The organism is Paucibacter sp. B51 (assembly GCF_027863535.1).
Lineage (GTDB): Bacteria > Pseudomonadota > Gammaproteobacteria > Burkholderiales > Burkholderiaceae_C > Paucibacter_A > Paucibacter_A aquatilis.
The window spans coordinates 1,417,778-1,441,668 of record NZ_JAPIVN010000001.1; the positions used below are offsets into that span (position 1 = coordinate 1,417,778).

At 66.8% G+C, this 23,891-nt stretch carries 19 protein-coding genes; 9 read left to right on the forward strand and 10 right to left on the reverse strand.

The features are described 5' to 3' along the window. The first annotated feature begins 240 nt into the window (after window positions 1-240). Window positions 241-3,897, forward strand: coding sequence for an alpha-1,6-glucosidase domain-containing protein (locus tag OOB33_RS06035; RefSeq protein WP_271008038.1), 3,657 nt, complete (start codon window positions 241-243; stop codon window positions 3,895-3,897). Between the two features lie 27 nt (window positions 3,898-3,924). Here OOB33_RS06035 and OOB33_RS06040 read toward each other — a convergent pair whose 3' ends face one another. The 6 genes from OOB33_RS06040 to OOB33_RS06065 all read right to left on the reverse strand — a co-directional run bounded on the left by OOB33_RS06040 (window position 3,925) and on the right by OOB33_RS06065 (window position 9,484). Next, window positions 3,925-5,061 carry a M48 family metallopeptidase gene (locus OOB33_RS06040; RefSeq protein WP_271008039.1) on the reverse strand — a complete coding sequence of 379 codons (1,137 nt, stop codon included), beginning with the start codon at window positions 5,059-5,061 and terminating at the stop codon, window positions 3,925-3,927. Then, entirely contained in the window at window positions 5,055-6,230 is a 1,176-nt protein-coding gene (locus tag OOB33_RS06045; protein ID WP_271008040.1) for a YjgN family protein, read from the reverse strand. The genes OOB33_RS06040 and OOB33_RS06045 overlap by 7 nt, the downstream gene beginning before the upstream one ends. A 161-nt stretch (window positions 6,231-6,391) precedes the next feature. Next, window positions 6,392-6,952: a GNAT family N-acetyltransferase gene (locus OOB33_RS06050; RefSeq protein ID WP_165794608.1), complete on the reverse strand. Its 561-nt coding sequence runs from the start codon at window positions 6,950-6,952 to the stop codon at window positions 6,392-6,394. Window positions 6,953-6,980: 28 nt separating this feature from the next. Next, the gene (locus OOB33_RS06055) at window positions 6,981-7,871 is read right to left on the reverse strand and encodes a serine hydrolase (protein ID WP_102768463.1); all 891 of its coding nucleotides are present in this window, start codon (window positions 7,869-7,871) and stop codon (window positions 6,981-6,983) included. 81 nt (window positions 7,872-7,952) lie between these two features. Continuing rightward, window positions 7,953-8,531, reverse strand: coding sequence for a cytochrome b (locus OOB33_RS06060; RefSeq protein WP_271008041.1), 579 nt, complete (start codon window positions 8,529-8,531; stop codon window positions 7,953-7,955). Between the two features lie 62 nt (window positions 8,532-8,593). Beyond that, window positions 8,594-9,484: a class I SAM-dependent methyltransferase gene (locus tag OOB33_RS06065; protein WP_271008042.1), complete on the reverse strand. Its 891-nt coding sequence runs from the start codon at window positions 9,482-9,484 to the stop codon at window positions 8,594-8,596. Window positions 9,485-9,680: 196 nt separating this feature from the next. On the opposite strand from OOB33_RS06065, the gene OOB33_RS06070 reads away from it, so the two are divergent. Then, window positions 9,681-10,310 carry a glutathione S-transferase family protein gene (locus OOB33_RS06070; RefSeq protein ID WP_271008043.1) on the forward strand — a complete coding sequence of 210 codons (630 nt, stop codon included), beginning with the start codon at window positions 9,681-9,683 and terminating at the stop codon, window positions 10,308-10,310. A 200-nt stretch (window positions 10,311-10,510) separates the two neighbouring features. On the opposite strand, the gene OOB33_RS06075 is transcribed toward OOB33_RS06070, so the two are convergent. After that, window positions 10,511-13,501, reverse strand: a complete 2,991-nt coding sequence (locus OOB33_RS06075; protein ID WP_271008044.1) for a M12 family metallo-peptidase — start codon at window positions 13,499-13,501, stop codon at window positions 10,511-10,513. 330 nt (window positions 13,502-13,831) lie between these two features. On the opposite strand from OOB33_RS06075, the gene OOB33_RS06080 reads away from it, so the two are divergent. The 3 genes from OOB33_RS06080 to OOB33_RS06090 all read left to right on the forward strand — a co-directional run bounded on the left by OOB33_RS06080 (window position 13,832) and on the right by OOB33_RS06090 (window position 16,588). Further along, window positions 13,832-14,185 carry a hypothetical protein gene (locus tag OOB33_RS06080; protein WP_271008045.1) on the forward strand — a complete coding sequence of 118 codons (354 nt, stop codon included), beginning with the start codon at window positions 13,832-13,834 and terminating at the stop codon, window positions 14,183-14,185. Window positions 14,186-14,392: 207 nt separating this feature from the next. Beyond that, window positions 14,393-14,974 carry a cohesin domain-containing protein gene (locus OOB33_RS06085; RefSeq protein WP_223696683.1) on the forward strand — a complete coding sequence of 194 codons (582 nt, stop codon included), beginning with the start codon at window positions 14,393-14,395 and terminating at the stop codon, window positions 14,972-14,974. A gap of 138 nt (window positions 14,975-15,112) precedes the next feature. Further along, window positions 15,113-16,588, forward strand: a complete 1,476-nt coding sequence (locus OOB33_RS06090) for a M20 family metallopeptidase (RefSeq protein ID WP_271008046.1) — start codon at window positions 15,113-15,115, stop codon at window positions 16,586-16,588. A gap of 85 nt (window positions 16,589-16,673) precedes the next feature. Here the strand turns inward: OOB33_RS06090 and OOB33_RS06095 are convergent, their stop codons facing one another. Further along, complete coding sequence (locus OOB33_RS06095; RefSeq protein ID WP_271008047.1) at window positions 16,674-17,729, reverse strand: aminoglycoside phosphotransferase family protein; 1,056 nt, start codon at window positions 17,727-17,729, stop codon at window positions 16,674-16,676. A gap of 266 nt (window positions 17,730-17,995) precedes the next feature. Here OOB33_RS06095 and OOB33_RS06100 point away from each other — a divergent pair, with 266 nt between their 5' ends. The 4 genes from OOB33_RS06100 (at window position 17,996) to OOB33_RS06115 (ending at window position 22,900) form a co-directional block, all read left to right on the forward strand. Beyond that, a complete protein-coding gene (locus OOB33_RS06100) occupies window positions 17,996-20,446 on the forward strand; it encodes an LPS-assembly protein LptD (protein ID WP_243392798.1) in 2,451 nt (816 codons plus the stop codon). Then, a complete protein-coding gene (locus OOB33_RS06105) occupies window positions 20,439-21,758 on the forward strand; it encodes a peptidylprolyl isomerase (protein ID WP_102768454.1) in 1,320 nt (439 codons plus the stop codon). Before OOB33_RS06100 ends, OOB33_RS06105 begins: the two co-directional genes overlap by 8 nt. 67 nt (window positions 21,759-21,825) lie before the next feature. After that, window positions 21,826-22,596, forward strand: a complete 771-nt coding sequence (gene rsmA, locus OOB33_RS06110) for a 16S rRNA (adenine(1518)-N(6)/adenine(1519)-N(6))-dimethyltransferase RsmA (RefSeq protein ID WP_102768453.1) — start codon at window positions 21,826-21,828, stop codon at window positions 22,594-22,596. Window positions 22,597-22,669: 73 nt separating this feature from the next. After that, window positions 22,670-22,900, forward strand: a complete 231-nt coding sequence (locus tag OOB33_RS06115; RefSeq protein ID WP_133155221.1) for a hypothetical protein — start codon at window positions 22,670-22,672, stop codon at window positions 22,898-22,900. Here OOB33_RS06115 and OOB33_RS06120 read toward each other — a convergent pair. Next, window positions 22,875-23,270, reverse strand: coding sequence for a barstar family protein (locus OOB33_RS06120; protein WP_102768452.1), 396 nt, complete (start codon window positions 23,268-23,270; stop codon window positions 22,875-22,877). The two genes, OOB33_RS06115 and OOB33_RS06120, sit on opposite strands and share 26 nt — an antisense overlap. Window positions 23,271-23,330: 60 nt before the next feature. Continuing rightward, a complete protein-coding gene (locus OOB33_RS06125) occupies window positions 23,331-23,660 on the reverse strand; it encodes a ribonuclease domain-containing protein (RefSeq protein ID WP_394341028.1) in 330 nt (109 codons plus the stop codon). Window positions 23,661-23,891 lie beyond the last annotated feature (231 nt).

Here is a 23,891-nt window from a genome sequence, read left to right on the forward strand (position 1 = left end):
TCGCTGCAGCCGCTCGCGCTTTTGATTTCGTACTTTGACTACAAAGCGTGCGCTCATTGTGAATAAATACCGGGAAACCACCAGCTATCGAATGTAGTTTTACTTCACTAGCATCGCGCTGCCTGAACCAGCCACGCTCGTGGCCCGGTGCTGGGCGCACGGTGCGAGGGCGAGTGAGCGGCCAGATGGCGCGCCCAATGCTCTGCGCGCGGCTCTCCTCGAACGCAAGGAAGAACAGACATGGGTATGCACCTGGAATGGGCCCGCGCGGCCCGGTGGTTGGCTCATCAGGCCCGCGGCGTTTGCGTGGGCCTGGTCTGCGTGGTCTTGAGCGCCTGTGGCGGCGGTCAGGCCGAGGAGGCCGGGCCCTCGTCCATGAGCCAGGCCGCGGCCGCTGCAACGGCCGCGGCCCCCGAGGGGCTGGCCGGCGCCGGCCCGCGGGTCATCGACGCCCACACCACGGTGCTGATCCCGGTGCCCGCCACGCCCGCCGTGCAGCCCAGCAGCCGTGTCAAGGCCGCTGCCGCCCGTGTGGCCACCGAAGCCGGCACCTCGCTGCGCGTGCACTACCGCCGTGCCGATGGCGACACCAGCGGCTGGCAGCTGCACAGCTGGGGCGCGGCGCAAAGCCCGGCCTGGAACAGCGGCTGGAACGCCAGCGGCAGCGATGACTTCGGCGCCATCTACGACGTGCCCCTGGCCGCCGACAGCGGCACGGTCGGCTACCTGCTGCACAAGGGCGATTGGAAGGACTGGGGCGGTGCCGACCAGAGCTATGTGCTCAAGCCCGGCGCCAACGAGATCTGGCGGGTCGAGGGCGACAGCGTCACCTACACCAGCAACCCGCTGGGCCTGCCTGTGCCGAATCTGCACACCGTGCGCGTGCACTACCAGCGCTTCGACGGTGGCTACAGCAACTGGGGCCTGCATCTGTGGAACGGCAGCGGCCTCAATGTCGCCGCGCTGCCCGCCGGCCTGCCCATCGACCAATGGGGCGCGCCCGTGGCCTTCAACGCCATGCCCGGCTATGCGGCCGGCGCGGGCGAGATCGTCTTCGACATCCCCGTGCTCAACCCGCGTGACGATGCCAGCCGCAAGGCCCTGGAATTCATCATCCACGGCATGGCGCCGAACCAGAACGACAAGGACGGCCGCGACAACAACATCCGCGTCGATTACGCCGGCCTGAAGATCCAGAACCAGGTCGGCGAGATCTGGCTGGTGCAGCAGGACGCCACCGTCTACACCGCACCGCCCGATCTGCGCTCGGTCTCCAGCAGCGACGCCCGCGCCGTCTGGCTCAACCGCCGCCTGCTGCAATGGCCGCGTGTGTTCGCTGCCTCCGCGCCGGCCGGCACGGTGGTCAAGCTCTACCACTCGGCCACCGGCCAGATCGTGGTGGCCAAGGATGCGCCGGTCAGCGGCGCCGATGGCGCCATTACCCTCGATGCCTTCAGCGGCAATGTGCCGGCGGCCGATGCCCTGCGCTTCAAGTACGTGGCCGCAGGCGGCGTGTTTCAGGTGCGCGAGGCCGACCTGCCACGCCTGCCCCTGCTGCACACCCAGCAGCTGGTGCTGGTGCAGGAAAACGCAGTCGGCCAGGTGCAGAACGCCAGCACCGCGCAGATCGCCGGCGCGCTTGACGACCTCTACAGCGCTGCCGCCGAGGTGAACGACTACGGCGCGACGGTCAAGAACGGCCGCACCCAGTTCAAGCTCTGGGCGCCCACGGCCCAGGCCGTGCAAGTGATCGTCACCGCCCCGAGCAGCAACCCTTTCCTCAGCCGCAGCCAGACGGTGGACCTGCAGCGCGACCCGGCCACCGGCGCCTGGAGCGCCAGCCTGGCCGGTGAGCTGAACGGCCGCAGCTACCGCTATGCCGTGACGGTGTTTGTGCGCGGCGTCGGCCTGGTGCGCAGCCTGGTCACCGACCCCTATTCCCTGGCCCTGACCCTGGGCAGCCAGCAAAGCGTGGTGGCCGATCTGCAAAGCGCCAGCTTCAAGCCGGCCGGCTGGGACGCCAGCCAGCCGCCCGCCACGGTGCAGGCCACGCCGGACATGAGCATCTACGAGCTGCATGTGCGCGACTTCTCGGTCAACGACCCCACCGTGCCGGCCGACAAGCGCGGCAAGTACCTGGCTTTTGCCGAGGGCAACTCAAGCGGCATGAAGCACCTGCGCGCCCTGGCCCAGAGTGGCCTCACGGATGTGCATCTTCTGCCCGTCTTCGACATCGCCAGCGTGCCCGAGAAGGGCTGCGTGACGCCCAACCCCAGCGGCAGCGCCGACGGCGAGGCCCAGCAGGCCCTGGTCAGCGCCACGGCCGGCAGCGACTGCTTCAACTGGGGCTATGACCCCTACCACTTCACCGCGCCGGAAGGCAGCTACGCCAGCAGCGTGGCCGACCCGGCCTCGCGCATCGTCGAGTTCCGCCGCATGGTGCAGGCGCTCAACGCCGCCGGCCTGCGCGTGGGCATGGACATGGTCTACAACCACACCAGTGCCTCCGGCCTGAACAGCGCCTCGGTGCTGGATAAGGTGGTGCCCGGCTACTACCACCGCCTGAACGCCAGCGGCGGCATCGAGCGCTCCACCTGCTGCGAAAACACCGCGGCCGAGAACCGCATGATGGCCAAGCTGATGATCGACTCGGCCATCGTCTGGGTGCGGGACTATCACATCAGCTCGCTGCGCTTCGACATCATGGGCCACCATCCGCGCTCGGTGATGGTGGACCTCAAGGCCGCCGTCGAACGCGCCAGCGGCCGCCCGGTGCAGATCCTCGGCGAGGGCTGGAACTTTGGCGAAGTGGCCAATGGCGCGCGCTTTGTGCAGGCCGATATGCTGGGCCTGAACGGCACCGGCATCGGCAGCTTCAACCCCTTCATCCGCGATGCTGTGCGCGGCGGAAGCTCCTTTGACAGCGGCAACAACCAGTTTGCCAACCAGGGCTTCATCAACGGCCTGTTCTACGACGCCAATGCGTATGGCGGCGGCAAGACCCGGGGCGACCTGATGTGGCATGGCGACCAAATCAAGGCCTCGCTGGCCGGCTCCATCCGCAGCTACGAGCTGCAGACCAGCTGGGATGCAAACCTGCGCCTGGAGCAGATCAATGTTGGTGGCCTGCCGGCCGGCTATGTGCTGGAGCCCGGCGAGGTGGTCAATTACGTGGAGAACCACGACAACACCAGCCTGTTCGACAACAACGTCTTCAAGCTGCCCGCCGGAACCAGCCGAGAAGACCGCGCCCGCGTGCAGGCGCTGGGCATGGCCATCAATGCCTTCAGCCAGGGCGTGGCCTACTTCCATGCCGGCGTGGACACCTTGCGCAGCAAGTCCATGGACCGGAACAGCTATGACTCGGGCGACTGGTTCAACCGCCTGGACTGGAGCTATGCCGACAACAACTTCGGCGTCGGCCTGCCGCCGCAGCGCGACAACGGCGACAACTGGTCGCTGCTGCGCCCGCTGCTGGCCGACCCGCTGATCAAGCCTGCCGCGGCGGACATCGCCTGGACCCGCGATGTCTTCCGCGACCTGCTGGCCATCCGCAAGAGCAGCAGCCTCTTGCGCCTGCGCAGCGCTGCGGACATCAAGGCCCGGCTCAAGTTCCACAACACCGGCTCCGCCCAGGAGGCCACGGTGCTGATCGGTCAGATCGACGGCCAGGGCTATGCCGGCGCCGGCTTCCAGGAGCTGGTCTATGCCATCAATGTGGACAAGCAGGCCAAGCAGCTGACGGTGCCTGGCCTGCTCGGCCATGCCCTGCAGCTGCACCCGGTGCATCTGGCAGCGGGCGCGGCCGATGCGCGCGCGCGCCAGGCCAGTTTTGATGCGGCCAGCGGTGTGCTGAGCCTGCCGGCGCGCACGGCGGTGGTGTTCGTGCGGCCTTGAGTGCGCTTTCAGCGCGGCGCTGTTTCGTCAAGGCGCCGCGTTGAAGAAGGCGATGCGTTCGGCGTTCGCCGGATGGCTGGCGAAGGCCATGGGCAAGGGCGACTTGTCCCGGCCCTGCTGCTCTTGATAGGCATCGAGGCGCTCGAAAAAGCGCACCATCACTCTCGGTGAGATGCCGGCCGCCTGCAGCATCTGGCGGGCGTGCAGATCGGCCTCGCGTTCGAACTCGCGCGAGTAGTCAGCTTGGGCCAGCCAGGCCGGCAAGCCAGCCAGCAGGGCCGAGAAGTCACCGACCAGCAGCCCACTCACGCCGGCCACCATGCCGGCTTGCAGCACCAGGCGCATGCCGTGGCGGTGGCGCACATGGCCCAGCTCATGGGCCAGCACGCCCGTGATGATGTCGGGCTCGCCCTCGGCCAGCTCGACCAGGGCATCGGTCAGCACGATATCGCCGCCGGGCAGGGCAAAGGCATTGGGCCCCAGGGCCTTGGGGCCGGCACGGAAATGCAGGCGGTAGGCCGGCAAGGCGGCGGCCTGCGGCTCCAGCCCGGCGCGCAGGATTTCGTCGCGGCGCACGGCCGCGGCCAGGCGCCGTGTGATTTCCTCCCGCCGCGCCTCGCTCAACGTGCTGGGCTTGAGCCACATGCGGTCGACATGGTCCAGCGCCTCACTGGCGATCTGCTGTTCTATGGCGGTTGGGACCAGGGCCGCAGCTTGTTTCGCGACCCAGGGAATGCCCCAGACCCAGGCCGATGCGAGCAGGCCCGCAGTCAGAAGCACGCTCACGCCAACCAGGCGCCAGCTGCGCATGCTGCGCACGGTCAGGCTGTCGCGCAGGCCGGAGGCCTGTGCCCAGGCATCCCAGCGTTGGCGGCCCTCGTCGGCCGGGTCCTCGCAAAGCATGCTGCCGTCGGGCAGCAGGGCCTGGCGCTCGCCATGGCGCAGGCGTTCGGGCCAGACCACCTCGCGTGCGGCATGGCAGGCCAGAACGGCCGCTGGGGGCGCATGCGAAGGGTCTGCCGCCGCTTGCAGACACAGCCAGCGTCCGTCCTCGCCAAGCCAGGCCCAGACAGGCTGGGCCTGGGCGCTTCGGCCATCAAACCATTGCGCGCGCAGACGCGGCTCCCCGCGCCAGGACGGGGGTGATACGGGCGGACTCACCATCCCATGTCAAAGCCGAAGAAGTCACCGGCGGCCTCGCCGCTGGCATCGTTGTGGGCTTCTTGCGCCTGCGCGCGCCACGCTTCGATATCCCCATGCACTTCCAGGGACACGGCCTCTAGGCGCAGCCGTGCGGTGCGGATGGCGGCGAAGGGGCGGTACAGGCTCAGCGTCAGGGCGGTGAGCAGCCAGTTGACCAGGGTCAGCCAGAGCAGGCTGCGAAAGCTCAGTCGGCTGTGGAACTCCAGACGCTCGCTGCGTGTACCCGACCAGACGAGGTTCTGCATGCGGGCAGAGAAGTAGGGTCCGATCATCATGAAATAAAGCAGATAGGCCAACAGCGCGATGCCCAGGCCGATGGCTGGGTTCACCGCTCCGCTGGGCTTCAGCAGCATCACCAGGCCGATGGCTATCCCGATGGCGATGGCCAGGGGTAGCAGGGACAGCAGCAGGCCCTTGAGCACCAAGCCGTAGAACTTTCCGGTGCCCACTTGGAACTGCCCGCGCTGATCGGCGTAGCCGTAGCCCTCATGCTGGTAGCGCTTGATGCGGGCCATGAAGTAGGGGCTGAGCAGGACCATGCCGAGTAAACCCACCATACCGACCATGGCACCTGGCCCTGTTTGGTCCATGGGGTCATTCCAGGCCTGCCAGGCGCTGCCGGTCATCAGCATCATGGCCGGGACGTAAAGCGGCGCTACTGCCTTGTAGGCACCGGCCAGATCGCCCTGAAAGCTCAGGCGCAGGCCACGCCAGCGCGTGTTGCCCAGGCGGAACTGCAGGCCCGCGCGCCAGAGTGCCGGCCAGAGCGCACACAGCAGCAGATAAGCCAGCACGCCAGCGACCGGCGAAAAATGACCGGCCAGACCGTAGGCGCCGCCGAGCAGGAGCAGCAGCACAAAGCCGCGGAACATGGGCCAGGGCCGGCCATGAAAGCTCAGGGCCTGGCCGCCGACACGGGTGTTGACGTAGAAGTAGCGCAGGCGCCGCACCTTGGCGAAGGGCAGGTAGAGCCCCAGGGTCACCAGGGTCAGCAGCAGGTTGACGATCCAGATGCGGAAGTACTCGCTGCCACTGCCGGTGAACTGGATCTTCAGGGTCTGCGGCCGGGCTGCCGCGCCTGCGGCGGGCGTGGGTGCGTAGACGCAGGCGGCGTCGGGCAGTTCAAGCATGGCGGGTCCTCTCCCTCGGTGCGGCCTTTCGAGCGAAGGCGCTTGTTCCTGGTTTGCAGCCTCGCGCGCGCGAAGCGCCGGCAGTGTGCCCGGCCGCTGGCGGGGCGGCAAGCCGCTCCCTCTTCAGAGGGACAGGGTCTGCCCGAGGGCGCGCGCCAGCTTCAGCTGCGGCGCGCCAGCCATTCCGGCCGCAGCAGGCCGAAGACCTCGCTGTCGAGGTAGAGGCCGTTGATGAAGATCACGCCGCGTAGCCGGCCCTCGAACTGCAAGCCCGCTTTCTCGGCCACCCGGCGCGAAGCCAGATTGCCCGGCGCCAGCGCGGCGCAGACACGGTGGACCTCGAAGTTATGAAACACATGGTCGATCAGGGCGCGCGCGGCGGCCGTGCCCCAGCCCTGGCCACGGCGGGCGGGGTCGTCGATCTTCCAGCCCAGCTCGCGGGCGCTGGAGTAGCGGTGGGCCAGGAAATGCGAGGCAGAGCCGATCGGCTCGCCGCTCTCGGCCTCGCAGATGACCAGGCGCTCGGCCTCGTTGCTGGAGAAGCCGTCTTCGGCAAAGCGCTTCTTGAAGAACTGCGGGCTGCGCAGCATGGAGCCTTCGAACTCCGTGCGATCCCGCAGATCACCCGCCTGGGCCGCCAACCGTGGCAGGTCATCTTCGGTGACCGGGCGCAGCAGCACCCGGCGGGCGGGTAGTTGGCTGGAAGACGTGCTGGGGTTCATGCAGGGCTTTCGCTTTCGTCGGGGGTGCTCAACCGTTCTTGGGGCTTCGTTCCAAGGACTTGCGGATCTTGGCCGCGTCGGCCAGGCGCTCGGCCGAGCCATCGGCGTCCAGCAAGACCAGGGTCACATCGCGGCCCGCCTTATCCTTCATGCGCAAGGCCAGGCAGCGACCGGCTTCTTCGGTGTAGCCGGTCTTGGACAGGCGGATGTCCCAGCCCTTGCGGCCGACCAGGCGGTTGGTGTTGCGGAACTCGACCGGCCGGCCGTTGATCAGCACCTTTTCCTTCAGGTCGCTGCTGAGCTTGCTGATCTGCGGGTAACGCGCGGCGGCGGCGGTGATCTTGGCCATCTCGCTCGCCGTGGAGCGGTTGCGGGCGGACAGGCCGGTGGGCTCGGCGATTTCGGTGCGCGTCAGTCCCAGCGCGCGGATCTTGGCCCGCACTGCCTGCTCAAAAGCCGGCAGTCCGCCCGGCAGGGTGCGGGCCAGGGCGGCGGCAGCGCGGTTGTCCGAAGACATCAGGGCCAGGTGCAGCGCTGCGCCGCGTGTCATCTGTGCCCCCACCGGCACGCGTGATGGGCTGTACTTGAGGGTGTCCACGTCCTCGCGCTGGATGCGGATGCGCGCCTTCAGGTCGGCCTTGGTGTCCAGCACCACCATGGCCGTCATCAGCTTGGTCAGAGAGGCGATGGGCACCTGGGTGTCGGCATCCTTGGCCATCAAGACCTTGCCGCTGCCGTTCTCCAGCACCAGGGCATGGCGGGCGTTGACGGGTAGCTGAAAGGCCGGCGCGCTATCAGCAGCGGCCGCTGGGCGGGCCGGCTTGGCCGCAGCGGGTGTGAGGAACAGGCCTGGGGCCGCCAGGGCAGAGAACCCCCATAGCGTGAAGAGGCGGCGTCGGGCGAGGGACGAAGAGGACATGCGACAACAAATCAGAGAGGGGCGCAGAAAAGCAGCGCGTCAGCCCGCCATTCTGCGCGCGATCGCCCGCGCCGCTGGGGTTCAGCGCTCGCTGCGGCCCAGCATGCGCAGCAAGGTGGCATCGCGGTCCAGCAGATGGTGCTTGAGCGCGCCCGCGACATGGAGCAAGAGCAGGGCGATCAGCAGATAGCCCAGGGCGCTGTGCACGCTTTGCGCCAGTTGGCTCAGGCCCTCGTGCAAGGGCAAGACCTGACCCGGTCGCTGCGGATCCTCGTTGTGGTGCATCAGGGTCAGGCCGAAGATGCCGAAGCCGTGGCCGCTGGCGCCCGAGAAGGTCATGCCGCTGATGGGCATGGCCAGGGTGCAGAGCAGCAGCAGGCCATGGACCGCTTTCGCGAGGGTTTGTTCCAGGGCCGTGGCCGGGCTGGCAGCGGGCGGCCAACCTTCCTTGAGCCGCCAGGCCGCGCGCGCCAGCGCCAGGGGCAGCACCAGCAGGCCGATGGATTTGTGGATGGGATACAGCGCCCAGGCCTCGAACTCGGCCATGTAGAGGCCCACGGCGGTGAGGCCGATCATGGCCAGCGCCAGAATCCAGTGCAGGGCGCGGGTGGGGGCGCTCAGAGGCGCCGAGTTGTGTTCGTGGATCGCTTGTGGGTTCATGGCACTTGGGTCACAGGGAGGGAAGGGGGAACGTCAGGAGCGCGGTGATCTTGGGGCCGGCTTCAACCATGTGGCCGACCGATCATGGCCAGGCAGCGGTAGCTCATGGTCAGGCGACCTTGCTGCGCAAAGCGCGCGAACAGCTCGCCCAAGCGCTGGGTCAAGACCTGACCCTCCGCGCTGTCTCGGGCTGGAATGTAGGAGCGAGAGAACGCCAGGCTCAGCAAGCCCGCTGGATCCAGCTGGTGCTCGTGGTCCCAGTGTCGGCTGGCGGGCACGGGGCCTGCAAAGAAGGCGGCCAGCCCGGCGCGCTCATGGAGATCGCCCTGGCGGTTCATATGCTGCTTTTGCGCCTGTCGGCGCGCGCCACCAAATTCGTCAAACAAGGCATCGAGCGCTTCTTGCGTGGGGTCTTCGCTGCGGCGGTCGTTCCAGATCAAGGCCACTTCGGCCTTGGGTTTGAGCAGGCGCAGGCATTCCCGCCGGGCGGCTCCGATCTCGAACCAGTGGAATGCCTGGGCGGCCGTGATCAGGTCGGCACATCCGCTGGGCAGGCCGGTGGCTTCGGCCGTGCCTGCGCTCGCCGCGAATCCGGCCTGTTGGCCCAGGCGCTGTACGGCCAGAGCCCGCATGTCCGCGCTGGGCTCCACCGCTGTCACGCGCAAGCCCTGTTGCAACAAGTCGGCCGTCAACTGCCCGCTGCCCGCGCCCAGATCCACCACATGGGCCTGTTGTGGACCCAGGCCCGCGCTCGCTGCCGGCAGCCGGTCGTGCAGGTGCAGCAGCAGCTCGGCAGGGTAGTTGGGGCGGGCGGCCAGATAGTCGCCCGCCTTGCTCGAGAACACCGCAGCCACGCCGCCGGCCTGGCTGCCGAAGCTCTCTTGCAAGGCTTGCTGGCGCTCGTGCGCGGCGGTTTCGCCGGGCATGGGGTGGGGTGCGGCTGCTGCGCTCATGTCGCGCTCCCTCTCTGGTGTTGCGGCTTTTCTGGTGGCGGCATTTTTACCGTTATTTCCGAGGCTCGGTTCGCAGGCCGCGCGGCGATGCTGTGGGCCTCATGGCCTGCCTTGCCTGCCCGAGTCCAGCCGGTTTGTACAGGCTTTGCTGCAACAGTCCCATGGCTAGAATGAATCCGAGAGGCTTGTACACGCTATGAAATTGATCGGTTCACTCACCAGTCCCTACGTTCGCAAAGTGCGCATCGTGATGGCCGAGAAAAAGCTCGACTATCAGTTCCTGCTCGAAGACGTTTGGGCCAGTGACGCCATTCTGAAGATGAATCCCCTGGGCAAGGTGCCCTGCCTGGTCATGGAAGGCCAGGACTCGATCACCGGCGCGGTGTTCGACTCGCGTGTGATCGTCGAGTACGTGGACACCCTGTCTCCCGTGGGCAAGCTGATTCCCGAGCGCGGCCGCGAGCGCACCGAGGTGCGCACCTGGGAGGCCCTGGCCGATGGCGTGCTTGATGCCTGCGTGGCCGCCCGCCTGGAAGAACACTGGGCCGGCCGCACGCCTGAGCAGCGCAGCGCCGCCTGGGTCGAGCGCCAGATGGGCAAGGTTCACGCCGCCCTGGTGGCCATGAACCAGGGCCTGGGCGAGCGCGCCTGGTGCTCGGGCACGCATTTCTCGCTGGCCGACATCGCCGTGGGCTGCGCCCTGGGCTATCTGGATTTCCGCTTTCCCGCCCTCGACTGGCGCAGCGAGCATGCCAACCTGGCTCGCCACTTCGACAAGCTCAGCACCCGCCCGAGCTTTGTCGACACAGCGCCACCGGCCGCCTGACCGGCGCACTCGATTCAGGAACAACAAGGGCCTTGCAGATGCAAGGCCCTTTTTTCTTGCCCTGAGTGGGCACGGCTGTTGGCGGAGGTGAGGGCGGCATGAAGCGCGCATGAAAAAAGCCCCGCCTGAAGACAGTGCGGGGCTGGCTGGCTTGAGGCGCCGCATGCCCGAGGGCTGCGGCGCTGAGCGAGGCAGGAGACTTACTTGTTGCAGGTCTCCGACTGGGGCACGTTCTTGGACACGGCCACCATATCGCGGATGTCGACCACGCCGTCGCCGGTGATGTCGGCGCGCGGGTCGAAGCCGGGCTGACCGACGCGCTTGCCCAGGGAGGCGCGCACGATGGACAGGTCGGCGCAGCTGATGCTGCCGTCACCGTTGGCATCGCCGTACAGCTTGATGCTGAAGTCGGCGTTGGAGACGTCAAAGAAGACGTTGTCCACGGCTTCCACCTTGATGCGGGCCTTCTCTGCGGCCAGCACCGGCAGGGTGACCGAGCGGCTGCCGTTGTTGGGCACGGCAGCGGCCAGCACATGCGGGTAGGTGTAGCCGCCGTCGGTGGACAGGCTGATCTTCACCTGGCTGGCGTTGACCGGTGCCACATCGGTGTTGGCCACGCTCCAGGTCACGGTGTAGGCCGTGCCGCTGTTCAGCTGTTGCGCCGTGTTGGGCCAGGTCACCAGGAAGGGGCCAGCATTGGGTGCCAGCACCAGCTGGGTGTTGGCGCTGCTGACACCGCCGCGACCGTCACGTGCTGTCAGGCGGAAGTTCAGCGAGGCCGGGCTGGCGTTGGTGCCTGCGAAGCCGACGTACGCTGCGGTCGGCAAGTACTCCGAGTAGCAGTCGATCTGTGCGCCCGTGGCGGTGCCGGAGACCGTCGGGCAGGCGCCGGTTTCGGCATTGGTGTTGTTGGCCAGGATCTGCGCCAGATCCGGGAACACCCGGGTCGGGTTGCTCGACACCAGGTTCTCGCCAGGCGAGTTGTACTTGACCGTGTCGGCTTCGGTGACCTCGGCGCGCAGGCCGAACTGGCGGAACAGCGGGCCATTGGTCTTGCCATTGGTCAGCAGTCCGGTGCCGGTGGCGGCGCCGCGGTCGTTTTGTTCCCACAGATAGGTCAGGGTGTCGCCTTCGGCATCGCTGGCGCTGCCGGTCAGGGCAAAGGGCGTGCGCACCGGGATGGTGTAGGCCGCCGGGGCGTTGACGACCGGCGCACTGTTGCCAGTTGCGCTTTGGTTGCCGCGGCGGTTGGTTTGACCGCCCGCGGCGATCTCACCCACATAACCCGTCACACCGGCGGAGGCGTTGACCAGCTCCACGGTGGGCAGGTTGGTGCCGGCCAGGGTGCCGCCGAAACTCAGTGTGAAGGCGTTGTCGGTCAGCGAGCTGACGGTGACGGTGCCGCCGCTGGGCCAGCCCGGCATGGATTCCAGCGCTGATTTGATGCCGGAGGTGGTGAAGTTGGTACCGCGGACGATGGCGGCCGAGGTGTTGCCGGCGTAGCGCAGTTGGAATTGCAGGCCGTTGGCGTTGAAGCCACGCAGCACGGCCATCTGGCTTTCGCTGATCACGGTTTCGGCGCTGGTCGTGTAGGCCATGATTTCATCGAAGCTGCGCTGCGACCAGTAGGCGTCGCTGTGCGGCTGCAGATTGTCGGTGCTGCAGATGCCAGCGTAGGCCATGATGGAGGAGCCGGAACCCGGCTCCACCGAGGTGCCTGGGTTGCGGTTGCCGCCGGTGCAGCTGCCGCTCACGCCGTTGAAGGTGTGGTTGCCGGCGAACTGGTGGCCCATTTCGTGAGCCACGTAGTCCACGGCGAACACGTCACCCACGGGTGTTGGCAGGCCGGTGCAGCCCTGTGCCTTGGCGCTGCCGCCAACCACGCCGAGGCTGGCGATGCCGCCACCGCCGGCGCCGACGCCGATGTGGCCGATGTCGAAGTTGCTGGCACCCACAAGCAGACCGATGACTTGGCGCGTGCGCGTCAGGGTGGCCGAGGTGCAGCTGACGGCGGCCGAGGGGAAGCAGGCCGTGCCGCCGCAAGGACCGTTGGGGTCGGAGAACTGCGCGGCAGTGTTCAGGTTCAGTGCATCGTTGTTGGCGACCAGCACCAGACGGATCGCTGTCTCGTCTTCGTAGACCTGCGTGACGCGGTTGATCAGCGTGACCTTGGCGGCCGTCACATTGGCGGCGCCGTGGAAGTTGGCATAGCCGGGGTCAGACAACAGGGCCAGGCGGTAGATGCGCAGCTGAGTGCCCGAGGCGGCCGTGGGGCTCTTCGACTCATCCACCACATGGTAGGCGGCGGTGGCGGTGGTGTGGCCGTCACTGGCGCTGACTTCGTAGGCGCCGAGGTTGCGCGAAGGATCGGCTTGCACCGAGGTGCTCACCGTGCCTTCTTGATCGGCCACGACGGTCAAAGTCTGGCGGGCGCTGCTGTCGGTCTCGGGGTTGCGCACGGTGATGGTCACGGTGGCGCCAGGTACGAAGCCGAAGCCGCGCACTTCCACGGCATCGCCCGCATGGTAGAAGCCGCGGGTCAGGTCAATGTGCGCTTCATTCAGCAGGGGCTCGCGCAGGCTGTTGCTGGGCTTGGGCAGATCGCGGCTGTGATAGCTGGCGTAGACGCTGTCGTCCTGGTGGAAGTAGGGATCGATGTACCAGTTGCCCTTGGGCGTGCGCACTGAGGCGTGCAGGCCATGAGGTGTCATGTCCATGCGCACGGTGGCCTTGGGGTCATCGATGCCGCGGCCGGCGTAGGTCTTGATCTCGGGATGCTTGTCGGCCAGGGCCTGCTCCATCACCGGCGACTCGACCAGGGTGAAGCGTTGGAAGCCGCCGTTGGGGTGCGGCAGGGAGATGGTCAGCGGGCTCAGCTGGCCGGCGGTGGTGCGCTCCAGCGGCGCGCCGGCCGCGAAGGCGGCCATGCCGTTGCGGTCCAGCGTGGTGGCGCGGAACTTGGTGGGCTGGACATAGGGCACAGCGCCCTTGGCCGAGACCTTGGCCTTGCTGACCTTGGCTTCTTGCCAGAAGGCGCCGGTGGGTTGGTTGGCGCTGGCGGTCAGGCCGCTGCTGCGAGCTGCCGGGGCGGCCAAAGCGGCGGGGGCGGCAATGGTGCCGGCCAAGGCCATGCTCAAGGCCAGGATGCTGCCGCGTTGGCGGCGGAGCTGGGAAGACGGAGGCAGTTTCATGTGGTGTCCTTTTTCGGGGCAAACTGGCTGGGGTTCGTGGGGGTGATGCGCGGGTGCGATCCACCTCGAAAACTCAGTAACGCAAGATTTCCGAGGACCGGCCATGCGACAGCCCGTGAACAAGTGCACGAAGATAGATGACAAGCTCTTGAGCTGTATAGAGGGTCAATCCTCATGAGTGTGCGTATGCGCCGGCCGGGTATGCCCTGGCGTTTGTGTCTGCTGGCCCTGTGTTGCGGCGTGGTGGCCGAAGGGGCGGCCGGGGCGGGAGAAGCCCCGCGCGATGGGGCCTCCCCCCCGATTCAGGTGATCACGCTGGAACGTGATTGCATGACTTGTGCGAATAGCAGCCGCTTGAGCCTGCATCGCAATGGCACAGCCAGGTTGACGCTGATCGGCAAGGCACGCTTGGGCGGCGTGGATCGACATTCGCGTGCCACATTGGCACGGGCGGACTTCGAGGCTCTGGTTGCCATGCTCGAGGAGCAGGGCTATTTCGCTCTGTCGGACAGCTACGACGATCCTGACACCCGCGATGGCGCCTGGGTGAACTGGCAGGTGGAGCGTGGTTCCGAAGTGAAACAGGTGTTCTGCCGCAGCGGTCTGGAGCCCGCCGCCTTGCTGCGTCTGGAGGCCGCCATGCAGGCCCTGCAAGCGCGCCTGAACTTCAACCCTGAGCCTTGAACAGGGGGTGTGCGCACAGGGGCTGGGGAATCCCCCCGTATCGAAGCCCTCGCGCTGATGAAAGACTTCGGATCACGAAGAACGTCACGTTCCGTTCATCCCAATACAGTTCCGCCAGGGAGCGGTCGTGCTAGGCGAAGCCCCACCCAAGGGTACGAGCTGGTCGAACCTGCCAGAACAGTGGGCCCCAGGCCCGAGGAGAAATTGATGCTGATGAAGAAGATGAATTTGAAGAAAAGCGCCGCTGCAGCCCTGGTGCTGAGCGCCCTGGCCTCGCAGGCCTGGGCCGATCCCAGCGTGTCCATCGTCGCCACGCCGGACCCGGCCGTGCAGGGCTCGACCGTCGGCATCGACATCCTGGTCTCCGGCATCAGCGATCTTTACGGCTACCAGTTCAGCCTGAACTTCAATCCGGCCATCCTGCAAGTGCTGGGTGTGACGGAAGGCAGTTTCCTGAGCACGGCCGGTAGCACCTTTGGTAGCACTGGCACCATCGACAACACCGCGGGCCAGATCAGCTACATCGCCAACACCCTGCTCAGCGCCGTGCCCGGCGCCAACGGCGGCGGTGTGCTGGCGCATATCGATTTCAATGTGACGGCCGTGGGCAGCAGCGCGCTGAGCTTCTCGGACGCCCTGTTCCTGAACTCCAATCTGGGTGACATCACCGTGCAGCTGAACGGCCGCACCCTGGACACCGTGGCCGCCGTACCGGAACCCTCAACCTATCTGATGCTGGCCGCTGGCCTCGTGGGCCTGGTGGCCTGGCGCCGCCGCCAGCCGGCCTGAGTTCCACTCCGCTAGGTCCGCAATGCGCCTTCGGGCGCATTTCTTTTTTGGGGCGCAGGGCAGGCCCGGCGGCAGCGGGCCGCACGGCCCTTGGCCTAAACTTGCAAGCTTCTCCGCCACAAGCAGCAGGAACCCACCATGAACGCTCGCGACCCCTCCTTGCCCCTGCAGCCCGATCAGGCCAGCGCCCTGGGCGAGTTCGCCTCGCGCGTCTGGGATGAAGAGATCGTCCCGGCGCTGACCCAGTACATAGCCATCCCGGCCAAGAGCCCCATGTTCGATGCCGATTGGGCCGCCAACGGTCACATCGACAAGGTGCTGCGCGATGCCGCCAGCTGGGTGGAGAGCAAGAAAGTGGCCGGCCTCAAGCTGGAGGTGATCCGCCTCGAAGGCCGCACGCCGGTGATCTTCTTTGAAGTGCCCGCCACCAAGGCCGACTGCCAGGACACCATCGTCCTCTACGGCCACCTGGACAAGCAGCCCGAGTTCAATGGCTGGCGCAACGACCTCGGCCCCTGGACCCCCAAGTACGAAGACGGCAAGCTCTACGGCCGCGGCGGCGCCGATGACGGTTATGCCGTCTACGCCTCGCTGACCGCCATCATGGCGCTGGACAAGCAGGGCATCCCGCGCCCGCGCTGCGTCGGCATTATCGAGACCTGCGAAGAGTCGGGCTCCTACGACCTGCCGGCTTACATCGACGTGCTCAAGGAGCGCCTGGGCAATGTCTCCCTGGTCGTCTGCCTGGACTCCGGCGCCGGCGACTACAACCAGCTCTGGCTGACCACCTCGCTGCGCGGCATGGTCAGTGGCGTGCTCAAGGTCGAGGTGCTCAGCGAAGGCATCCACTCGGGCGATGCCTCGGGCGTGGTGCCGTCGTCCTTCCGCATCCTGCGCCAGGTGCTGGACCGCCTGGAGGATTCCAAGACCGGCCGCCTGCTGCCCGAGAGCTTCCACTGCGAGATCCCCGCGGCCCGCGTCGAACAGGCCCAGGCCACGGCCGCCATCCTCAAGGATGAGGTCTACAAGCGCATGCCCTGGGCTTGCGGGGCCGACGGCGGCCCGGTGCTGCCGATGACGGCCGAGCCGGTCGAGGTGCTGCTCAACCGCACCTGGCGCCCGACCCTGTCGGTGACCGGTGTGGACGGCTTCCCCGAGATGAAGAGCGCCGGCAATGTGCTGCGTCCCTTCACCGCCTTCAAGCTCTCGCTGCGCCTGCCGCCCCTGGTTGATGGCAATGAGGCGGCGCTGCGCCTCAAGGCCTTGCTGGAAGACAACGCGCCCTACAACGCCAAGGTCACCTTCGTGCCCGATGGCCGCGCCGGGGCCTACGGTGCCACCGGCTGGAACACGCCAGACCTCTCGCCCTGGCTCAGCCAGGCGCTCAACGAGGCCAGCGAGGCGCATTTCGGCGCGCCGGTCGGCTACATCGGCCAGGGCGGCACCATCCCGCTGATGAGCATGCTGCAGAAAGGCTTCCCGGCCGCGCAGATGGTGGTCTGTGGCGTGCTCGGCCCCAAGAGCAATGCCCATGGCCCCAACGAGTTCCTGCACGTGCCCTACGGCAAGCGCCTGACGGCCGCGGTGGCGCAGGTGATGGCCGCCCACCCCTGAGTTCCCGCCCTCGGGCGGACTCCAGAACAAAGGCCTCGCAGCACATGCCTCGAGGCCTTTGTCTTGTTGGGGGCTGGCGCTGGCTTCAGCGCAGGGTGAAGCCGGTATCCACCATCCCGCCCTGCAAGTCCTGCAGCAGATGGGTCAGCGGTGACAGCTGCACGTAGCGGGTGCTGACCTTGATGGCATAGGCGAACAGGCGCGGCAGGTCTTCGGCATAGCGCGGCTTGCCGTCGCGGTGCTTGAGGCGGCAGAACAGGCCGAGGATCTTGAGGTGGCGCTGCAGACCGCACCACTCGACCTGGCGCCAGAACTCGCCGAAGTCCTCGTTCACCGGCAGGCCGGCCTTGCGCGCCTGCTCCCAGTAGCGGATGGCCCAGTCCAGTTCCTGCTCTTCGTCCCAGGAGATGAAGGCATCGCGCAGCAGGGAGGCGAGGTCGTAGGCGATGGGGCCGCGCACCGCGTCCTGGAAGTCCAGGATGCCGGGGCTTTGTTCGCCACAGACCATCAGGTTGCGCACCATGTAGTCGCGATGCATGGCCACTTGCGGCTGTTCCAGCATGTTTTGCACCAGCACCTGGCAGCTGTGCTCCCACCACTTCAGCTGGATCTCGTTCCACTGCTGGCCGTGCTCCTTTTGCACGCACCACTCGGCAAAAATCTGCAGCTCGCGGCGCACAAAGGCCTCGTCGTACATGGGCAGCTGGCTGGCGTCCATCTGCAGCTGCCACTGCACCAGGGCCTGGCTGGCGGCGCGCATCAGGGACTGGATGCGGGCGCTGTCGCCCTCGCCCTGAGCCTTCAGCAGCACCGGCAGGTAGGTGCTGTTGCCCAGATCGCTGAGCAGCAAAAAGCCTTGGGCCTCGTCGGCCGCGATGACCTTGGGCGCATGCAGGCCATGGCCGGCCATCTCGGCAGCGATGCGCACAAAGGGGCGCACATCGTTGGACTCGGGCGGCGCGTCCATCACGATGTAGCTGCGGCCGGCGGCGTCGTCCAGGCGCAGGTAGCGGCGTGAGCTGGCGTCGGCATTGGCCTCGCGAAGGCTGGCAGCCTGCAGCCCGAGTTCGGCCGGCAGCTGTGTGAGCCAGCTCTGGAATGCGTCGCGGCGCTGCGGGTTGGGCCAGGCAATGGTGGTCATGGGGAGGGCGGCGCGCAGGGCGCGGGTCGGCGGTTGAAGGGCAGGGAGCGGCAGGGTGTCCGAACAGGCTTGGGCGGCGATACGGACCCGGGGCCTGCCGACCGAGGCCTGCCGCGGCAGGTGGCAGGCGGCGGCCTCATGGATAATGGATTTTACAAACCGCGAGCGCTGGCTCGGCGCCGGGCTTGCGAGCCGCCGTGCCCTGCCGGCTGCGCCGCGCCCCGATTCAGTCTTCCTGCCATCACCTAACGACGCCTGCCGACGCTGTGCCGCGCCCCCTGTCCCTGAACCCTTCGACCCTGGCGGTCGCCCGTTGCTGGCCGCGTTGGGCCTGGCTCTGCCTGCCTGCGAGCCTGTGCTTGGGGGCCGGCGCGCAAGCGCAGGCCATCGAGCCGCCCCTGGCAGCCTCTGCTCCCAAAGCGTCGGCTGCGGGCGTCAAGCTGCGCCCGACCATGGTGCTGGGCAAGCGAGGCGCAGAGGGCGCTGAAGACGCCAGCCACAAGCCGGCCCTGGTGATGAGCGCACGCAGTGTCAGCACCCGCATCGACCAGGAGTCGGTGGCCGAGGGCGAGGCCGAACTGCGCTACGGCGAGCTGCTGCTGCGGGCCGAGCGCCTCAGCTATGCCCAGGTGGATGATCTGGCGCGGGCCACGGGCGGAGTGGAGGTCAGCCGGGCGGGCAGTGTGTTCCGCGGCCCCGAGCTCAGCCTGTATGTGAACCGTTTCGAGGGTGAGTTTCTCAACCCCAGCTATTTCTTCTCGCAAACCGGTGGCAGCGGCCAGGCCGAGCGCCTGCGCTTCATCGACGCCAAGCACATGGTGGCCGAGGGCGGCAGCTACAGCAGCTGCCCGGTCGAAGAGGGGCAGCCGCAGCGCGCCTGGGAGATCAGCGCGCGCAGCCTGAGCATGGATTTCGAGGCCAATGAGGGCATCGCCACCGGTGCGGTGCTGCGTTTCTACGGCGTGCCCATCCTGCCGGCGCCCACCTTGAGCTTCCCGCTGGCCGGTCAGCGCAAATCGGGCTGGTTGCCGCCCAAGATCAGCTGGGACAAGCGCAGCGGCATCGAGATCGGCGTGCCTTACTACTGGAATATCGCGCCGCAGCGAGACGCCACGCTGATGCCTTTTGTGATGACGCGGCGCGGCGCCGGCGTGGACAGCGAATTCCGCTATCTCGAACCTCAGCATGCCGGCGAGCTGAACCTGGCCCTGCTGCCTTCCGACCGCCTGGCCAAGCGCTCGCGCTGGGCCTTTCATGTGCTGCAGGACGGCGAGCTGGGCATGAACTGGCGCTACCGTGTGCGCGCCGAACATGTTTCCGACGACGATTACTGGAAAGACCTGCCCGAGCGCATCAAGAGCCAGACCCAGCGCCTGCTGCAGGCCGATGTGCAGGTGGACCGCCGCCGCGAGTGGTCCTGGGGCGAGGCCCATGCCTACGCCCGTGTCCAGCATTGGCAGACCCTGCAGGGCCTGGATCCGCTGACCCGCTTTGATTCGCCTTACCAGCGTTCGCCGCAGATCGGCTTGCGCCTCAACACGGCGGCCGATGACTCCGTGCTCGACGGCTTCCGCCCCTGGGGGCGCAAGGCCCGGATCGAAGGCGCGGTGGAGTTTGAGTACAACCGCTTTGATTTGCCATCCTCGGCTCCCGCCAGCCAGGTGCGAGCCGGTGGCCAACGCGTCCATCTGCTGGCTCATGCCAGCGCGCCCATGGGCGGCGCGGCCTGGTGGTTGATCCCGCGTGTGGAGCTCAATGCGGCGCAGTACCTGCTCGACCAGCCCGGCACGAACGGCCTGCGCTCGACCGGCCGCTCGGTGCCCACCTTCAGCCTCGACCATGGCTGGATCTTTGAGCGCGAGACCCGTTTGTTCGGCCGTGCATTGACGCAGACCCTGGAGCCGCGCCTGCTCTACGTCAACACGCCCTACCGGGCACAGGACCATTTGCCGCGCTTCGACTCGGCCGCCAAGGATTTCAACTTCGATTCCATCTACACGGCCAATCAGTTCTCGGGCATCGACCGCGTATCGGACGCCCACCAGCTGACGGCCGGAGCGACCAGCCGCTGGGTCAACTCTAACGAGGGCGATGAAGTTTTGCGCCTGGGCCTGGTGCAGCGTTTCCAGTTCCGCGACCAGCGCATCACGCCGGACAACGTGCCGATCAAGCAGCGTTTCTCCGACCTGCTTTTGCTGGGTGCGGCCCACCTGAACCCGAAGTGGTGGCTGGATGGCGCCCTGCAGTTCAACTCCGACACCGGCCGCTCCGAGCGGGCCGTGCTGCGTGCCCGCTACTCGCCCGGCACCTTCCAGACCGTCAGCGTGGCCTACCGCCTGGCACGTCAGCAGAGTGAGCAGGTTGAGCTGGCCTGGCAATGGCCGCTGTTCGGCAAGGCCTCACGCGGCGCTGGCGGCAGCAGCTGCTCGGGAGCTTGGTACAGCGCCGGCCGCGTGCAGTACAGCCTGCGCGACCGCCGTTTGACCGACTCGGTGCTGGGCTTTGAGTACGACGCCGGCTGCTGGGTCTTGCGCGTCGGCGCAGAGCGCCTGTCCACCGGACGCGCCGAAACGAACACGCGCTTGATGCTGCAGATGGAGCTGGTGGGCTTGTCCCAACTGGGCTCCAATGCGCTCAAGGTCTTGAGGGACAATATTCCCGGTTACCGACGACTGAGCTCTGAGCGCTCGGCAAGCACTGAAGCCACCTATGACTGAACTGTCGATTCGATCCATTTCTCTTGCGCTTGCTCTGCTGTCGGCGAGTCTGCCCGGCGTGGCGCAGAACCGCGCAGCCGATCTCAAGCCCGGCGACTACATCGCCGTGGTGGTGAACCAGGACGTGGTGGCGGCCAGCGAGGTCATCCAGCGCAAGGCCCGCTTGCGCGAGGAAGCACGCCAGCGTGGCGACCGCATGCCCGATATGGATGCCCTGCACAAGCAGGCGCTGGAGGCCATGATCGAAGACCGGGTGCTGGTCACTTTTGCGCGCGAAACCGGCGCCAGGGTTGATGAGGCGGAGCTGGACCGTGTGGTGGGCAATGTCGCGGCTCAGAACAAGCTGACCATGCCTCAGCTGTTGGAGCGACTCAAAGCCGACGGCCTGGATTTCCGCACTTTCCGCGAGAACCTGCGCGACCAGCTGATGACCGAGCGAGCCCGCGAGCGCGAGGTGCCAGCCCGCATCCGAATCACCGATGGGGACATCGATGCCTACCTCGACAAGCGCCGCGAGCAGCTGACCACCTCGGGCCAGCTCAATCTGGCCCAGATCCTGGTGTCGGTGCCCGAAGGCGCCCCTGAAGCCGTGGTGGCTGAGCGGCGGGCTCGTGCCGAGGCCGCCGCTGCCCGCGTGAAGGCCGGCGAGGACTTTGCCAAGGTGGCCAAGGAAATCTCTGAGGACGGCAACAAGCAACTCGGCGGTGAGATTGGCTTGCGTCCGGCCGATCGTCTGCCCGATGTTTTTGTACAGCAGGTCAAGGGTTTGAAGACCGGCGAGGTGTCCGACTCCCTGCTGCGCAGCGGCGCAGGCTTCCATTTGCTCAAGGTGGTGGAGCGCCAGGGTGCCGAGTCGCTCAACTCCATCGTGCAAACCCGGGTTCGCCATGTGCTGCTGCGCCCCTCGGCGCAGCTGACGCCCGAAGTGGCGGCCCGCCGCCTGGCTGAGTTCAAGCGCGCCATCGAATCCGGCCGCACCAGCTTCGAGCAGGTGGCCAAGGACAACTCGGAAGACGGCAGCGCCGCCGAGGGCGGCGACCTGGGCTGGATGGCCCCTGGCGTGCTGGTGCCGGAGTTCGAGCAGGCCATGAATGCCCTGCCGCTGGGTGGCCTGTCCGAGCCGGTGCAGTCGCGCTTCGGCCTGCACCTGATCCAGGTGCAAGAGCGTCGCACGGTGCAGATCGAGCCCAAGCAACTGCGCGAGCAGGCCAAAGCGGCCCTGCGTGAAAGCAAGTACGAAGAGGCCTACCAGGAGTGGATCAAGGAGCTGCGCGCTCGTGCCTACGTCGAAGTGCGCGAGTGGCTGGACTGATCGCCGGTCGCCTTTTCCTGACGACCGATTGATTGAACGATCACCGACGAAGCGCTCCGAGAACTCCATGGCCCAACACATCGCCCGCAAGCGCTTTGGTCAGCATTTCCTGACTGACGTCCACATCATCGAGTCCATCTGCGACGCCATCGACCCGCAGGCCGGGGAGGCCCTGGTCGAGATCGGCCCGGGCCTGGGCGCCATGACCCTGCCTTTGCTGGAGCGCATCCCGTCCTTCAGTGTGATCGAGCTGGACCGCGACCTGGCCGCCCGCCTGCGGCAGCGCCCCGGTCTGGATGTGATCGAGTCCGATGTGCTGAAGGTAGATTTCGCGGCCCTGGCGGCCGCCAAGGGCCAAAAGCTGCGCGTGGTCGGCAATCTGCCCTACAACATTTCCACGCCCATCCTGTTCCACCTGCTCGGCGCGGTCGACCATGTGGTCGACCACCACTTCATGCTGCAAAAAGAGGTGGTGGATCGCATGGCCGCCTCGCCCGGCTGCAAGGACTACGGCCGCCTGACGGTGATGCTGCAGTGGCGCTACGCCGTCGAGGCGGTGTTTGATGTGCCGCCCGAGGCCTTCGACCCGCCGCCGCGCGTGATGTCGGCCATCGTGCGCATGCAGCCCTACGCCCAGCCGCCTGCCATCGACACCGTCATGATGGGCGAGATGGTGGCCGCTGCCTTCTCGCAGCGCCGCAAGCTGCTGCGCCACAGCCTGGGCGTCTGGCTGACGTCACGCGGTTTCAGCGGCCATTTCGACCTGCAGCGTCGGGCCGAAGAGGTGCCGGTGGCGGAGTATGTGGATCTGGCTCAGCAGCTGTCCAAGCCCGCCTGAGCTTTGGCCCACGGCGAGACGCCGACCATAAAAAAAGGAGCCCAGGGGCTCCTTTTTTGTGACCGGACGCTGCGTGAGCAAGTCCGGTTCTGCGTACTTTGATGTCGCTCAGGCGGCGCTCAGCCACATGGCGGTGTCGAAGGCGCTGCTCATCATCGGCATGTTCATTCCGAAGTTGGCATTGGCTGCCGCCTTGGAATTCTTCGCGGCCGGCTTGGCTGCAACGCTGGAGGCCTCTTCAGCAGCCCGCTCCCATGACCCGTTTTCTTGGGAGCGGGCTACTGAAAAGAATAGAAGCACCTGAACTGGACTTTTCGGTCGCCCCAGTAATCGGCGGCTTCTCGGAAGACATCGAGCAACTGCTCGCGCGCTTCGCGGTCGAATTTGGAGTTGTCGGGCAGCTGTTCCAGCACCACGACAAAGCCAGGCTGGGCGCCCGACTTGTGAACCAGATCGGTCATGCAGTCATGCAGCGCGTCCAGGTTCTTGCCGAAGTGGGCGGGGAACAGGAAGGCCTGGGCGATGGCTTCCAGCACATCCTGCTTGGACTGTGCCTCGCTCAGATTGGCGTACAGAAAATGCTGGCCAGCATCCTGTGCGGCGTGCATCAAGTCCTCTACGCGGTAGGCCCGTATGGCCTGCACGATATTGGGACGGACGGTCTGCAAAAGCATGGTCGCGATCCTCCTATATAGTCACAGAACTTTTTATCGCCGCCGGCTCGCTGCAGGGTTTCAAGGCTGGACGCGCTTGAAACTGCTGTAGTGGTCGTCGGTGTAGTAGCAAACATCAGGACGCGTTGGGGGCAAACCGCCACAGACCAGACGTCGGGCACCGCGATTGCGGGCACCGGGCGTGCGGACGGTGTACTCGTGGTAGTAGCCTCGGGCCTGGCGCGGCAAGATGCGCTCGCGATTGCCGAACACGGTGCCGTCTTTGGCGTAGGGGAAGGGTCCCCCAGCAAGAATCAGACGGTGCGTGGTTTGGGCTTCGCGGGGCAAGGCCGTCAAGGCCACCGATTCCAGTGACGGATTCGGCGAGGCGACCGGTTCTTTGGCCTGCACTTGAGAGCTGATCGACGCAGCAGCGAGCAAAATCGCTGCGAGGCCAGAGTTGCGCCAAGTGGGCCGCCGAGGCAGCCAAGAGAGCAAAGACACGGGTTTACCCTGTTCCTGAAAGCATGATGGTACCGAAACCGCCCGAAAACCTCAAGCGGGCAGCTCGGGGATGGGTGGGTTCGGAGCGTTTGTGAGTGTGCGCACACAGCAGCGGAGCCTCGCAAATTTCCATCAGTT

Coding starts and splice junctions, on each gene's coding strand:
- OOB33_RS06035 (WP_271008038.1), top strand. CDS start 241: ATGGGTATGCACCTGGAATGGGCCCGCGCGGCCCGGTGGTTGGCTCAT.
- OOB33_RS06040 (WP_271008039.1), bottom strand. CDS start 5,061: ATGGTGAGTCCGCCCGTATCACCCCCGTCCTGGCGCGGGGAGCCGCGT.
- OOB33_RS06045 (WP_271008040.1), bottom strand. CDS start 6,230: ATGCTTGAACTGCCCGACGCCGCCTGCGTCTACGCACCCACGCCCGCC.
- OOB33_RS06050 (WP_165794608.1), bottom strand. CDS start 6,952: ATGAACCCCAGCACGTCTTCCAGCCAACTACCCGCCCGCCGGGTGCTG.
- OOB33_RS06055 (WP_102768463.1), bottom strand. CDS start 7,871: ATGTCCTCTTCGTCCCTCGCCCGACGCCGCCTCTTCACGCTATGGGGG.
- OOB33_RS06060 (WP_271008041.1), bottom strand. CDS start 8,531: ATGAACCCACAAGCGATCCACGAACACAACTCGGCGCCTCTGAGCGCC.
- OOB33_RS06065 (WP_271008042.1), bottom strand. CDS start 9,484: ATGAGCGCAGCAGCCGCACCCCACCCCATGCCCGGCGAAACCGCCGCG.
- OOB33_RS06070 (WP_271008043.1), top strand. CDS start 9,681: ATGAAATTGATCGGTTCACTCACCAGTCCCTACGTTCGCAAAGTGCGC.
- OOB33_RS06075 (WP_271008044.1), bottom strand. CDS start 13,501: ATGAAACTGCCTCCGTCTTCCCAGCTCCGCCGCCAACGCGGCAGCATC.
- OOB33_RS06080 (WP_271008045.1), top strand. CDS start 13,832: ATGACTTGTGCGAATAGCAGCCGCTTGAGCCTGCATCGCAATGGCACA.
- OOB33_RS06085 (WP_223696683.1), top strand. CDS start 14,393: ATGCTGATGAAGAAGATGAATTTGAAGAAAAGCGCCGCTGCAGCCCTG.
- OOB33_RS06090 (WP_271008046.1), top strand. CDS start 15,113: ATGAACGCTCGCGACCCCTCCTTGCCCCTGCAGCCCGATCAGGCCAGC.
- OOB33_RS06095 (WP_271008047.1), bottom strand. CDS start 17,729: ATGACCACCATTGCCTGGCCCAACCCGCAGCGCCGCGACGCATTCCAG.
- OOB33_RS06105 (WP_102768454.1), top strand. CDS start 20,439: ATGACTGAACTGTCGATTCGATCCATTTCTCTTGCGCTTGCTCTGCTG.
- rsmA (WP_102768453.1), top strand. CDS start 21,826: ATGGCCCAACACATCGCCCGCAAGCGCTTTGGTCAGCATTTCCTGACT.
- OOB33_RS06120 (WP_102768452.1), bottom strand. CDS start 23,270: ATGCTTTTGCAGACCGTCCGTCCCAATATCGTGCAGGCCATACGGGCC.